Source organism: Halorussus pelagicus (assembly GCF_004087835.1).
Lineage (GTDB): Archaea > Halobacteriota > Halobacteria > Halobacteriales > Haladaptataceae > Halorussus > Halorussus pelagicus.
This window is the reverse complement of the sequence record NZ_CP035119.1, coordinates 1,611,323-1,624,306: the sequence shown is the minus strand read 5'-3', so window position 1 is coordinate 1,624,306 and position 12,984 is coordinate 1,611,323. Positions and strand designations below refer to the sequence as shown.

Genomic DNA, 12,984 nt, shown 5'->3' with positions numbered 1-12,984 from the left:
ACGACCGCAACACCCTGCGAAAAAGGAACGAACCGCCCGATTCAGTTCCGGCGCTTCTGCACCGCGGCCACGAGTCCGACGACCGCGACCGCGAGACCGACGACCCCAGCGGTCTTCTTCTTGCCGCCGCCGTCGGTCTCGAACTCGACTTCGGTCCCCTCGTCGGCGTCGAACTCCGCTTCGGTCTCGAACTCGTCGAAGTCGGTCTGCTCGCTCCCGCCGCGGTTCTTGAACTTCCAGACCGCCAGTCCGACCCCGGCCGCAACCACGAGCAGGCCGAGGAGTTTGCCCTTCAGACCGCCCGACGATTCGGACTCGTCGGAATCGTCGTCGGACTGCTGGCCGGTCTCTGACCGCTCGCGGACCTCGGACTGGGTGGTTCTCGCCGACGAGTCGGTGGGGAACTGGTACTCCTCGATGAGGGCGGGCTTCTCCAGATTTATCTCCAAGATTGCCATGCGGAACTATTGGATAGTCGGATACGAATAGGTTGCGGCTACGAGGTGTCCGTTTGGTTGGCGGGTCGTCGGGGGGTCGGGAGTTGAGGGGCTTTCCGGACACTGACGCGGCGTTCCGGCGTCGAGTGGAAACAGGGGGAGTGACGAGAGCGCTATTTTTGGAGTGGAACTGAGAGAAGCTAGCGTCAGGCTTGAACAAATCAGACCGCAACCGCACAGCACCGCCCGCATCAGCCTCACGCCTCCCCAACTCCTCGCTCGGCCCGAACCCTTTCCGCGGTGGCCGTCGCAGGGCCGACATGGCCCGGTGCGCCGTCTGCGGTGCCGACGTGGAGAAGACCAATCCCGAGGAGACCGACTACCGCGAGGAGGAGTACGCCGTCGCACAGGTCGAGTACGAGGGCGAGACCTACGCCTTCTGCTCGGAGGAACACCGCGACGCCTTCACCGAGAACCCCGCGGAGTACGCTTAGTCCAGTCGCTCGCTGGCGTCCCGAATCAGTCCGTCCAGAATCTCGGGCGTCGTGGGGTGGTACGCTCGGTCGGGAATCTCGCGCACGTCCATCCCCGTCTCCACGACGACCTGCATCGTCTTGGCCATCACGTCGGCGTGGTAGTGCAGGCCCTGATACCCCAACACTGTGCCGTCTTCGGCGTCCACGACGAGTTTCGCCAGTCCGCGCGGGACCGCCTTCGTCGCAAACACGCCGTCGTCGCTGGCCTCGCGCGTGACGGCCACGTAGTCGCGGTCCTCGGCGGCCAGCGCCTCCTCGGAGGTCCCGACTCGCACGAAGGGATAGACGCCCAGTCCCGAGAAGACGACGTGATGGTGGGTGTTCCGGTAGGGGTTCAGTTCCTCGCCGTCGCGGTGCCGGAGGACGTTCTCGGCGGTCAGAAACCCCTGCTCCTTGGCGACGTGAAGGATGGGTTCGTGGCCGTTGGCGTCGCCCGGCACGAAGACGCGCTCGTCGTCGCGGGTCTGCATCGTGTCGGCGACCCACCCCGCGCCGGGGGCGAGCGGCGTGGTCTCCAGTCCGAGACCGTCCACGGCTGGGCGGCGGCCCGTGAACAGGAACAGTTCGTCGGCCTCGACAGCTTCGCGTCGGCCGTCGGATACACCGCGCTCGCCCGACACGCCGCGTCTGACGTGGAGTCGGACGCCGCCGTCGGCAGTCTCCTCGACCGACTGCTCGGAGGTGTTGGTCAGCACGTCCACGTCGAACTCCTCGCGGTAGATGTCCAGTATCGCCGACCGGAACGCCTCGTCGGCCTCGTCAAGCGGATAGTCGTCGTGTTCGATGACGGTGATGTCCATCTCGGCGGCCTCTACGAGGTAGGGAACCAGTTCCAGTCCGACGTAGCCGAACCCCATCACGACGCCGGAATCGGGGAACTCGGTCGCGTCCAGTACGTCCGCGCTGGTCGCGTAGTCCACCTCGTCCAGTCCGTTCAGGTCCGGCACGTTGGTCGAGGAACCGGTCGCAACGACCACGTAGTCGGCCTCGATTTCGCGGTCACCGACCGCGACGGTGCGGTCGTCCACGAACCGGGCGGTCCGGTGGAGGAACTCGACGTTCTCGCGCTCCGCGAGAGCGTGAACCGCGGCGCGTCGGTGTTGCGCGAAGTTCTCGATGTGGTCGTCCTTGGTCGCCACGACCGATTCGAGGTCCACCTGGGGGACGCCCTCGATTCGGTCGTCGTGGCGCGCCTGAAACCGGTGTTTCCCGGCCGAGAGAACTTCCTTCGAGGGCATACACCCACGAAGGATGCAGAGACCGCCGCCGGGTTCGCCGTCGTCCACGAGCGTCAGTCGAACGTCCTCCTCGTCCGCTAGCTCCTGTGCGACCGCGACCCCGGCGCTTCCGTACGCCCCGACGACGACGACGTGCGTTGTCATATCGTACTTGAGGACGCCCGACGAATTAGAAGTTCGGCCCGCGGCACGCCCGGCCGGATGGCGCGCGCGACAAAGAGAGGGAGAGAAGAGAAGCGACGATTACCGGAGTCGCGCCAACAGCACCGCACTGACCAGCGCGAGGACGGCCGCGCTGGCGGTGAATCCGGGAATGCTCGCGCCGTTGTCGGTCTCGTCGTCCACGACCATCGTCGTGGGCGTTTCCTCGGAGTCCCCGGTAGTCGGACTCTCTTCGGTCGTCGCGCCGTCGTCGGCAGTCGTCTCGTCGGTCGTCTGCTCACCCTCACTGGTCGTTTCGGAGACCGAATCTGCCGAGCGCATCGAAACGGTCCGCTCGGAGAAGTGGTTGACCGCGACCGATACGTCCGCGCTGGCGTCGGCCGACCCGCTTGCCGCGCTTTCGACCACGTACCGGGACTGTTCGCTTCCGATGGCGCTCTCCAGTTGGGTGTAGGTCCGGGCCTCTGCGGCGGTCTCGCCGTCCACCGCGACTTCGAGGTCGCCGGTGGCGTCGAGCGCGCGCTCGGAGACGCTGGTCAGGAGGACGGTCCCCTCGTGGGTCGTCCGGTTGACGGCGAACGAGACCTCACCCTCGGCCGTCTCGACGCTCTCGACGGTTGTGTTCTCGCCGTAGCTCACGGTGTCCACGACCGTTTCGTTCCCCTCGGTCATCACGTAAGTCTCCGCGGCGGCCGTTTCCTCGGCGATGAGTCGCTCCTGTTCGTCGTCGCCAGCGTCCTTGCCGTCGGGGTATGCACGGAAGATGAGTTGGCCGTCCGCGCCGAGTCGGGCGGTCACGTCGCCGTCGTCGTTGACCGTCGCGTTGCCCTCGCCCGCGACGAGGACGGTGCCCTCGGTGCCGTTCTCGGTGGTCACTTCGACCTGCGAGTCGCCGTCGGCCGAGACGTTCGCGCCCGCCGAGAGGTCGGCGACGACGTAGTTCGATTGGTCGGACTGGTTGCCCCTGGCGACGACGAGGACGCCCCGGTCGTTGTCGTGGGCCGTCAGGGTCGCGCCACTCTCGGCCCGCACGCGGGTCTCGGTGGTCGTCGTCGCGCCGAGGCTAAGGCCCGCGCCCTCGATTTCGGTTACGGCCGACAGCGAGGTCCCGAGGTCGCGGAGACCGCCGCTCTCGACGGACTCCCGAGACTCGACTTTCACCGAGTCGAGCATCGTCTCGCCGCGGACTGCGTAGTCGGTCACGGCGCTCCCCTCGGCGTCGAACGAGACGTGCGTCCCGGCGTAGGCCGCTCCGGAGGCCTGTCCAACAGTGGTGTCGGTGGTCGCAGTAGTGGCAGTAGAGGCGATACTCCCCGCGACGACAGAAGTGGCGATACTCGCGGCGACGACGAGTACCAGTAGGGCGGCGGCCAATCGCTTCATGCTGGTCGTCCGTGAGCCAGCAGTCGGATATACCTCTTCTGGCCTCGTGTAGTCTCGGTCAATAATGTACATCGAAAAATTGCGCTCTAGCCAGTTCGTCGGCGAAGGGCGAAGGAGGGACTACGTTCGCCACGTCTCGCCGCAGTCGTTGCACTCGTACCGGTACCAGTCCAGTCCGCCGGGGACTTTCTTCTGCTCCAAGAGGGTCGTATCTTCGCTACCGCACTTGCACTGCCGTCTTCGGTCGGGGTCGTGACCCATTGGAAACGGTTGTAGCGTGTGGAAAATATTAATTGTTTCCCCGTGCGAGGAAATGCGGTTCTCGTCAGAGTACGGTAGCGGTTCGGCCGTCGTGCTCTCCCTATCGGGAAATCCCGTCGCCCTCCGCGGCCAGCACGCGCTCAACCTCCTCGCGGGTGACGACCGCCACATCGCCCGGAATCGTGCGCTTGAGCGCGGCGGTCGCCGACCCGTATTCGAGCGCGGTCGGCACGTTGTCGCCCGCGAGGCGGCGCGAGAGGAACGCCCCGAGGAAGGCGTCGCCGGTCCCGATGGGGTCCAAGGTGTCGGTCTCGATGGCGGGTTGCTCGTACACGTCGCCGTCGTGGCGCGCGAGTGCGCCCTCCTCGCCGCGCGTGACGACGACCGTCTCGAAATCGAACTCGTCGGCGAGTCCCGCCGCGATTTCCTCGGCGTCGCCCTCGCGGGCCAGCACCTCGCGGGCGTCTCGCTCGGCGACCAGCAGGAGGTTCACGTCGGGGAACAGCGATTCCATCGTCTCGCGGGCCGCCGCGGGACTCCAGAGCTTCGAGCGGTAGTTCACGTCGAAAGAGGTCGTGGTTCCGGCGTCTTGGGCCGCCGCGAGCAGGTCCGCGGTCGTCGCCTCCAGCGTCTCCGAGAGCGCGGGCGTGATGCCGGTCGTGTGGAATCGCTCGGCCTCGCGGACGCGAGCGACTGGAAGTTCGTCGGTCTCGGCGGTCGTTACTGCCGCGCCCTCGCGGTCGTAGATGACGTTCGTCCCGCGCGGTTCGCCGCCGTGTTCGAGGTAGTAGGTTCCCTGTCTCCCCTCGTCTGCCCACACCACGTCGGTCTCGACGCCGTGCCGTCGGAGACCAGCGACCACGCGCCGCCCGAGCGGCGAGTCGGGGAGTTTCGAGGTCCACGCCGCGTCCGCGCCGAGTCGCGCGGCCGCGACGGCGACGTTGCTTTCCGCGCCCGCCGCCCGAAATTCGAGGTCGCCTGCGGTCTCCAGTCGCTCGCCGTCCGGCGGCGAGAGTCGCAACATCGTCTCGCCGAAGGTCACGAGGTCGGTCATACGTCGGTTCTCTCCGCGGCGAGCAATAATTTACTCGGTTCCGGAGACGTTTCCGCCAGCGAGTCGCCGACGAAGGTTTATCCGCGATGGCGAGTCAGTTACGTCCAGATGACCGACGCGACCGACTACGCCCCCGTCGATTGTCCGGTGAGCGACTGTGCGTACCGCGACGCGGTTCGCTCGGTCGCGGCCCACATCGGCGCGGCCGACGACTCACCCCACGACTGGGACCGTCTCGGCTACGCCGGGGCGCGCGACTTCGTGGAGACCGAGAAGCGCCGCCAGCGCCAGAACGGTGGCGGCGACGGGAGTGCGACGGACCAGCGTTCCGCTGGCGACACGGCGACCGACGCGGACGCCACCGAACCCGTGACCGTCGATACGGAGGAAGTCGCCGACGAGGCGGACGAAACTCCCTTCGAACTCGGCTTCGAGCGCGACGCGCTGGTCCTGCTAGAACTCGCCCGCGAGTACGACCTCTCGTCGCTGGACGATCTCGGGACGTTGCAGTTGGCCGACCTCTACTCCCTGCTCGCGGACTTGAAAAACTCCGCCGACGACGCCCGGAAGGAGGTCCGCGACGAACTCCTCGAAGACGTGAGCGAGGACCGCACCATCCCGGCGGACCTCGGGAGCGTCAGTCGCACGACCTACCACTACCGGCGCGTCGAGGACGAGGCGACGGTCCATCGCGCGCTCGAAGACGCCGGAGTAGAACCAGAGTCGGTCCGAAGTTTCGACAAGTCGAAGCTCAAGGACGCAATCGAGGAGACCGACCTCGAAGAAGACGACGTGTTCGACGTAGAGGAGCGCCCCACGATTCGCATCTCCGAGTCGCACGACGACCGACGCCGACGCCACTTCGAGCGACTGGACGACGAGATTCGATCGCTGGCCGACGACGAAGACGAGAACGTGTAATTACTTGCAGGTTTTCGAAATGTAAATACCCTAAAAGGCATTAGAAGTGTTAAACAGGTTCTATGTTGCGAGAATATCTAGCCGGTGTCAGTAAGCGGATAGCATCCGTTACTCCGGCCATACTAGTCGGGGTAATGACGGCTGTAATTGTCCTCGGCGTCGGTATCGGGTTCGTTATGACCTCCGGAAGTATCTTGAAACCCGATTCGAAGCAAGGAGCCACACCGCACTACGAAGACGAACTGAAAATACAGGATGGACGTGCGAACGTGACGGGGAACGGAACGGTGGACTCTCTCGAGCTTACTATCACGAAGGGTGACTCACAGGTAGACCTCTCGGGAGTCTCGATTACGTGGGTCGGTCCGCACAAAGCCGTCTCACTCGTCGCAGAAACGACCGAATCGGAGAACGTTAGGACAACTGTTAGACCGGGGCAAAGCCAGCGATTCTACGTATCGCCGAGACACGATACCGACGAATCGTTTCCCGTGTTAAACGCCGAAAGTGACCGGTTCGAACTCGTGATAAACGCAACTGCTGTCCGGGGAAAGCCTCTTTCCGGCGGTGAAAGAGTGGGGCTAGATTTTACGACCGCGACAAGGTCGAAGGTCCTGTACACCGTCGAATTGCCGGACTCGCTCGGTAGCGACTCCGTTGTGGAAATCTGAACTCGGTCGGTACACGAAACAGTCCTGACGAGGTCTACCAGCATCCCCCGCGCCTCCCGAAATCAACAGCTATTTCCCGAATTCGACTCCTACTGGTTTCGGGATGCTACTACAGGGAACGGTCGTCGCCGACGCCGAGACGGTCGTCGAAGACGGCGCGGTGGTCGTGGAGGGAGACAAAATCGTCGCCGTCGGCGACCGAGAGGAACTGGTCGAGATCTACCCCGAGCGCGAGCGCAAGGAGTACGACCTGCTCGCGCCGGGTGTGGTCGGGGGACACGTCCACTCGGTGCAGTCACTCGGCCGAGGTATCGCCGACGACACGGCCCTGCTGGATTGGCTGTTCGACTACGTGTTGCCGATGGAGGCCGGACTCGACGCCGAGGGAATGGCCATCGCCGCGGAACTGGGCTACCTCGAACTGCTCGAATCCGGCGTCACGACCGCCATCGACCACCTCTCGGTGCGCCACGCCGACGAGGCGTTCGAGGCCGCCGGGGAGTTGGGCATCCGCGCCCGGATGGGGAAAGTGCTGATGGACACCGAATCGCCCGACGGCCTGCTGGAAGATACCCAAGAAGGCTTGGACGAGACCGAGCGCCTAATTCAAAAATATCACGACACCCACGGCGGGCGCATCCAGTACGCGGTCACGCCGCGCTTTGCGGTGAGTTGCACCGAGGAGTGCCTGCGGGGGTCGCGCGAACTCGCGGACAAGTACGAGGGCGTGCGCATCCACACCCACGCCAGCGAGAACCGCGACGAGGTTTCGACTGTCGAGGAGCGGACCGGCCAGCGGAACATCCACTGGCTCGACGAGGTTGGCCTGACCGGCGAGGACGTGGTGTTGGCCCACTGCATCTGGACCGACGAGGACGAACGCGAAGTCCTCGAAGAGACCGGCACGCACGTCACCTACTGCCCCTCGTCGAACATGAAACTCGCCTCGGGCATCGCGCCCATCGTGGACTACGTGGACCGAGGCATCAACGTCGCGCTCGGCAACGACGGCCCGCCGTGCAACAACACGCTCGACCCCTTCACCGAGATGCGACAGGCCAGCCTGCTCCAGAAGGTCGAACACCTCGACCCGACGACGACGCCCGCCAAACTCGTCTTCGAGATGGCGACCGAGAACGGCGCGAAGGCCGCGGGCTTCGAGAACGTCGGGCGACTCCGACCGGGGTGGAAAGCCGACATCGTCGGCTTGACGACCGACATCACGCGCGCCACGCCGCTCCACGACGCGTTCTCGCACCTCGTCTTCTCGGCGCACGGCGACGACGTGGAGTTCACGATGGTGAACGGCAACGTCGTCTATGAGGACGGCGAGTTGCAAACAGGGGACGCCGACGCGATTCGGCGGCGAGCGCGCGAGTACGACCTCCCGGTCGGGCCGGAGTAGCGAGGTTCGGGCAGAGAGCGATTCGGGCGGCGGACGGTCCGAACGGAGAGCGATTTAGTCGAAGACGGTTTGGAGCGCGAGGGGTGGGCGACGATTACCGCGAAGCGACCGGCCACTCCCCAACTCACCCCGGTCGTTGACCGCTACGCCGAGATTTATAACCCAGTCCCGACGTGATACGAACGTCAACGTAGCCACAGCATGAACGAAAACGACCGGTCCATCGTCGGCGTTGCGATGCTCGCCCACGCGATGGTCCACACCTACGAACTCTCGATTCCCATCCTCGTGACCGTTTGGCTCGATACGTTCTCGGTGACGGCCGCGACCATCGGTTTCGTCGTCTCGATGGGGTACGCGCTGTTCGGTCTCGGCGCACTCCCCGGCGGGATTCTGGCCGACGTCTACGGCTCTCGACCGCTGATACTCGCCTGTCTCGGCGGGATGGGCGCGTCGTTCCTACTCTTGAGCGTGGCCCCGAGCGTCCCGTTCATCGCGCTCGCGCTCCTCGTCTGGGGGACCGCCGCGAGCGTCTATCACCCCTCGGGGCTGTCGCTGCTGAGCAAGGGCGTCTCCCAGCGCGGCACCGCGTTCGCCTACCACGGGATGGCGGGGAACCTCGGCATCGCCCTCGGACCGCTCGCCACCGCGCTCCTCCTGCTCGTGTTCGACTGGCGGCAGGTCACGGCCCTGCTCGCGGTCCCGGCGGGCGTCGCGGTCCTGCTGACGCTCACCATCGAGTTCGACGAGAACGCGTCGGTCGAAGCGACCGACGGCGGCACCACAGACGGCGAAGCCACCGATTCGAAGGCAGACACCGTCTCGTCGCTGTCGGAACTGTTCTCGGAGTCGCGGAACCTGTTCACCGCAGGGTTCCTCGCGGTGTTCGCCATCGTGATGTGTTCGGGGCTTTACTACCGCGGGGCGCTCACGTTCCTGCCGGACCTGCTCGCCGGACTGCCGATGTTCGACCCGGTCGAACTCGGCGGCCGGACGCTCGAACCCTCGCGGTATCTGTACACTGGCCTGCTCATGGTCGGCATCGCCGGGCAGTACGCGGGCGGAAAGCTCACCGACCGGATGGAGACCGAGCGAGGCATCGCGCTCGGGTTCGGCGGTCTCGCAGTCGTCGCGGTGCTGTTCGTCCCGGCCTCGAACGCGGGGCTGGCGGCCCTGCTCGCCATCAGCGTCGTCCTCGGGTTCCTGCTCTTTTTCGTCCAACCGTTCTATCAGGCGACGGTGGCCCAGTACACTCCCGCGGGACTCCGGGGACTCTCGTACGGGTACACCTACCTCGGCGTGTTCGGCGTCGGCGCACTCGGTGCGGCGCTTGCCGGGTTCGTCCTCACCTACGCGTCGCCGAGCGCCCTCTTTTTCGTCCTCGCGGCCATCGCGGCGACGGCGGCGGTCCTCGCCGGAAATCTGGCTCGGACGGCGGCGTAGGGTCTCCCGAAGGAGACACCACACTGGTTTCGTAGTTGACAGAAGCGAAGAAAGTCGGGGACGGCGGGTGGACTCGAACCCAGAGAAACCCTAAGATTCTTACTCACATCGTAGCTATGTTGACTCATCAATATGTATTCGACCGAAACGAACGAAAGCGGCCCAAAACCCCGACCGAGAAGTCCGGCACGGGCGGCCCGCTCCGCCGCCACTGACATCCCCGTTTCCGAGAGTTTCAGTCCATCCGAGCCACGAGACGCCGAGCGAACGACGGACCCGAGGAGTGAGTTTCGATGACAGCGTTGCGACTGCTCGGGTGTCTGGTCCTCCTCGTCTCGGCCGGAGCGGCCGGAGTCGTCCCCGCCGACCCCGCCGCCGCCGACGAGACCACCGCTGTGGACGGTTTCGCGGCCCAAACCAGCGCCCCGACGCTCGTGACGATGGGAACGACGGTAAACGAGACCCAACCCGAAGCGGGCGCTAACTTCACGCTCACGACCCACATCGAGAACATCGAAGACGGAAACGGTGACATCCTCGTCGAGAACGTCGAGATACGCCGAGCAGACGGCGAAATCCTCACGGAGGAAACACCGAACGAGCGACTCTGGTCGGGCAATCGTCTCGAAAACGGCCAGTCGCTCTCCTTGGACGACGCGGGCGAGTACAACCTCTCGGTCCGCGTCGAACTCCGGCACGCGGACGGCGACGACTACGTCGTCCGTCACCCGGTCGCTGTCACGGTGTACGACCCACATCCCGCGATGACGGTCGAGACGGAGTCAACGCTCCCCGGCAGTCGAACGACCCTGAACCTCTCGCTGACGAACGGCGACGACGACTTGATTCGGAACGTCCAACTGCGACTCCGCGGCGAGAACGTGTCGGTGAAAGACAACCGGCGGAGCGTCGCGCGACTGTCGGCGACATCCGCCGAGACGTTCGAGTACGAGGTGACCGGCAAGACATCCGGGACGGCGAACCTGACCGCCGACCTCGAATACACGACCGCAAACGGAACGCACCGACGTACCACTCGAACCCTCACGCCGACGTTCACGAGGCTCTCGAACCCCGGTACCGTGGAACTCACCGGCGTCTCGGTCTCGCGGCGCGGACAGACCCTCCAAGTGTCGGGAAGCGCGAGCAACGTCGGGACGACCGACGTTTTGGGCGTAACCGTCGGCGTGGAGTCGAATCAGAAGGTCTCTGCCGGACAGTCGAGCGGGGAGTATTTCGTCGGCGAAGTCGCGTCGAGCGACTTCAACTCGTTCAAAGTCCGGGCGACGCTCGACGCGAACGCCTCGACGGTGACGATTCCGCTTCGCGTTAGCTACATCGTTGACGACGTGCGCCGGAACCGAACCGTCCCGGTCACGTACGACGTTCCGCAGCGGCCCGCCGAGTCGTCGGTCTCGGAGTCCGACTCGTCGCTACCGCTGTCGGTCATCGGCGGCGGGAGCCTCCTCGGACTGGTCGCGCTCGCGGGCGGATGGAGGTGGTTCCGTGGCGACTGAGGAGTCAACGAGGACAGCGGACGGCGGCGAGCGACCGGCGGTCGAATCGGCCGCGGAGACGGACGACGACGGCGAACCGTCGTCCGACGAAGAGACCGCGTCGCCGGTCATCCGCTCGCAGAACGTCGTCAAGGAGTACGAGTCCGGCGAGGAGGTACTGCGAGCGTTGAAGGGCATCGACATCGCGGTTCGCCCCGGCGAGTTCGTCGCGGTCGTCGGGCCGAGCGGGAGCGGCAAGTCCACGCTCCTGAATCAACTCGGACTGCTCGACACGCCCACGGAGGGAACCGTCTCCGTCCGAGACACCACGGTAAACGACCTCTCGGTCGCCGAGCGGACGCAACTCCGCAAGCGGACGGTTGGGTTCGTCTTCCAGAACTTCTACCTCATCCCGACGCTGTCGGCGGTCGAGAACGTGAAGGTGCCGCGACTGCTCGACGGCGACCGGTCGGCGACCCACGAGCGAGCTACGGAGTTGCTTAAACGCGTAGGACTGGGCGACCGGTTACAGCACTTGCCGAACGAACTCTCCGGCGGGCAGAAACAGCGCGTCGCGGTCGCCCGGTCGCTCGTCAACGACCCCGACCTCGTCCTCGCCGACGAACCGACCGGGAATCTGGACCAAGAGACGGGGTCGCAGGTCCTCGCGGAGTTCGGCCGCATCACCGACGAGGGCGTCGCGGTCGTCGCTGTCACGCACGACGAACAGGTGACGGAGTTCGCCGACCGAACTATCGAACTCGTGGACGGTAGAATACAATGATAGAGAGGCTGTTCGAGCGGTTCCCGCTGGCGATGCTGGCGCGAAGAAACCTCTCTCGGGCGAAAACTCGGTCGGCGCTGGCGATGCTCGGCGTCGTCATCGGCGTCGTCGCTATCGCCTCGCTGGGCGTCTTTGGCGTCGCGTTCCAATCGTCTTTCCTCCAAGGCGCGACGTTCGGAAACACCGTCATCGTGGTCCCCGGCGCGGACGCCGACGGGGCACTCTCCCAGAGTCAGGTCTCGGCGGTGAAATCGTACGTCGATGGCGACAAGGACGTGTACGGGATGAAACAGCGGCAGGGACAACTCACCCATCTCCGACAGTCCGGGGGAGTCTCAGTTTACGGCATCGAGGGCGCTCGAAACCGAATCTCGACCGAGCGGGGGTCGATACCCGCTACGTGGCGCAAGCAGGTCTTAGTCGGGTCGGAGACCGCCGACACCTACGAGGTCGGTCCCGGCGACAGCGTCAGACTCGACGGGAAGTCGTATCGCGTTGCGGCCGTCCTCGAAGCCCAACCGCGCGGCGGTGCGTTCCAGAATCTCGACGACGGCGTCCTCGTCCCGATGGCGACGTTCACGGGCGATAGCTACACGCAGGTCCAGATTCGAGCCGATTCGCCCGCGGAAGCGGGCCAGACCGCGGAGATGCTTCGCAACCGCCTCGGGTTCGGTCGGGAGGACCGCTACCGCATCATCGACTTCGAGGACTCCATCGAGCGGTTCAACGAGCAGATGTCCACTATCAACCTCTTCCTACTCGGAGTGGGCGGCATCTCGCTGCTCGTCGCGGGTATCTCCATCCTCAACGTCCAACTGATGAGCGTCATCGAGCGCCGCGAGGAAATCGGCGTCCTCCGGGCCGTCGGCTACAGCCGATACGATATCCTCCGTCTCATGCTCGGGGAGTCGGCGCTACTCGGACTCGTCGGCGCGCTCGTCGGTGCCGCCCTGAGCGTCGCGCTCGGCCTGCTCATCAACATGCAACTGCTCGGCGACCCGTTCGCGTTCACCGCGGAGGGGTTCCAGTACATCGGTCTCGGGTTCGCGTTCGGCGTGGGCGCGGCGGTCCTGAGTGGCATCTACCCCGCGTGGAAGGCCGCCAACGAGCGCCCCGTCGAGGCGCTTCGAGACTGATTCCCTTCTCGACCCCCTCCGACGCCGACGAATCCACCGCCAGCGCAACGTTGATTG

13 protein-coding genes are annotated in these 12,984 nt (G+C 65.4%); 8 read left to right on the top strand and 5 right to left on the bottom strand.

Annotation, left to right across the window (positions count from 1 at the left end; genetic code table 11):
• Positions 1-41: 41 nt before the first annotated feature.
• Positions 42-458: a hypothetical protein gene (locus EP007_RS08150; protein WP_128477184.1), complete on the bottom strand. Its 417-nt coding sequence runs from the start codon at positions 456-458 to the stop codon at positions 42-44.
• Positions 459-757: 299 nt separating this feature from the next.
• Between EP007_RS08150 and EP007_RS08145 the strand changes: the two genes are divergently transcribed.
• A complete protein-coding gene (locus tag EP007_RS08145; RefSeq protein WP_128477183.1) occupies positions 758-931 on the top strand; it encodes a YHS domain-containing protein in 174 nt (57 codons plus the stop codon).
• Here the strand turns inward: EP007_RS08145 and EP007_RS08140 are convergent.
• The 4 genes from EP007_RS08140 to kdgK1 all read right to left on the bottom strand — a co-directional run bounded on the left by EP007_RS08140 (position 928) and on the right by kdgK1 (position 5,071).
• Positions 928-2,355, bottom strand: coding sequence for an FAD-dependent oxidoreductase (locus tag EP007_RS08140; protein ID WP_128477182.1), 1,428 nt, complete (start codon positions 2,353-2,355; stop codon positions 928-930). The two genes, EP007_RS08145 and EP007_RS08140, sit on opposite strands and share 4 nt — an antisense overlap.
• Before the next feature lie 99 nt (positions 2,356-2,454).
• Positions 2,455-3,756, bottom strand: a complete 1,302-nt coding sequence (locus tag EP007_RS08135; RefSeq protein ID WP_166035491.1) for a PGF-CTERM sorting domain-containing protein — start codon at positions 3,754-3,756, stop codon at positions 2,455-2,457.
• Positions 3,757-3,876: 120 nt separating this feature from the next.
• Positions 3,877-4,017: a hypothetical protein gene (locus EP007_RS17400; protein WP_166035489.1), complete on the bottom strand. Its 141-nt coding sequence runs from the start codon at positions 4,015-4,017 to the stop codon at positions 3,877-3,879.
• Positions 4,018-4,117: 100 nt separating this feature from the next.
• Positions 4,118-5,071 (bottom strand): bifunctional 2-dehydro-3-deoxygluconokinase/2-dehydro-3-deoxygalactonokinase, encoded by a 954-nt coding sequence (gene kdgK1, locus EP007_RS08130; protein WP_128477180.1) that lies wholly within the window; start codon positions 5,069-5,071, stop codon positions 4,118-4,120.
• A gap of 108 nt (positions 5,072-5,179) precedes the next feature.
• Between kdgK1 and EP007_RS08125 the strand changes: the two genes are divergently transcribed.
• The 7 genes from EP007_RS08125 (at position 5,180) to EP007_RS08095 (ending at position 12,927) form a co-directional block, all read left to right on the top strand.
• Positions 5,180-5,992 carry a hypothetical protein gene (locus tag EP007_RS08125; RefSeq protein ID WP_128477179.1) on the top strand — a complete coding sequence of 271 codons (813 nt, stop codon included), beginning with the start codon at positions 5,180-5,182 and terminating at the stop codon, positions 5,990-5,992.
• A gap of 134 nt (positions 5,993-6,126) precedes the next feature.
• Entirely contained in the window at positions 6,127-6,663 is a 537-nt protein-coding gene (locus EP007_RS08120; RefSeq protein WP_128477178.1) for a hypothetical protein, read from the top strand.
• Between the two features lie 103 nt (positions 6,664-6,766).
• The gene (locus EP007_RS08115; protein WP_128477177.1) at positions 6,767-8,068 is read left to right on the top strand and encodes a 5'-deoxyadenosine deaminase; all 1,302 of its coding nucleotides are present in this window, start codon (positions 6,767-6,769) and stop codon (positions 8,066-8,068) included.
• Positions 8,069-8,269: 201 nt separating this feature from the next.
• A complete protein-coding gene (locus EP007_RS08110; protein WP_128477176.1) occupies positions 8,270-9,511 on the top strand; it encodes an MFS transporter in 1,242 nt (413 codons plus the stop codon).
• A gap of 293 nt (positions 9,512-9,804) precedes the next feature.
• Positions 9,805-11,028, top strand: a complete 1,224-nt coding sequence (locus EP007_RS08105; protein ID WP_128477175.1) for a COG1361 family protein — start codon at positions 9,805-9,807, stop codon at positions 11,026-11,028.
• Positions 11,029-11,137: 109 nt separating this feature from the next.
• Complete coding sequence (locus tag EP007_RS08100; RefSeq protein ID WP_208023600.1) at positions 11,138-11,791, top strand: ABC transporter ATP-binding protein; 654 nt, start codon at positions 11,138-11,140, stop codon at positions 11,789-11,791.
• Positions 11,788-12,927: an ABC transporter permease gene (locus EP007_RS08095; RefSeq protein ID WP_128477173.1), complete on the top strand. Its 1,140-nt coding sequence runs from the start codon at positions 11,788-11,790 to the stop codon at positions 12,925-12,927. The genes EP007_RS08100 and EP007_RS08095 overlap by 4 nt, the downstream gene beginning before the upstream one ends.
• Positions 12,928-12,984 lie beyond the last annotated feature (57 nt).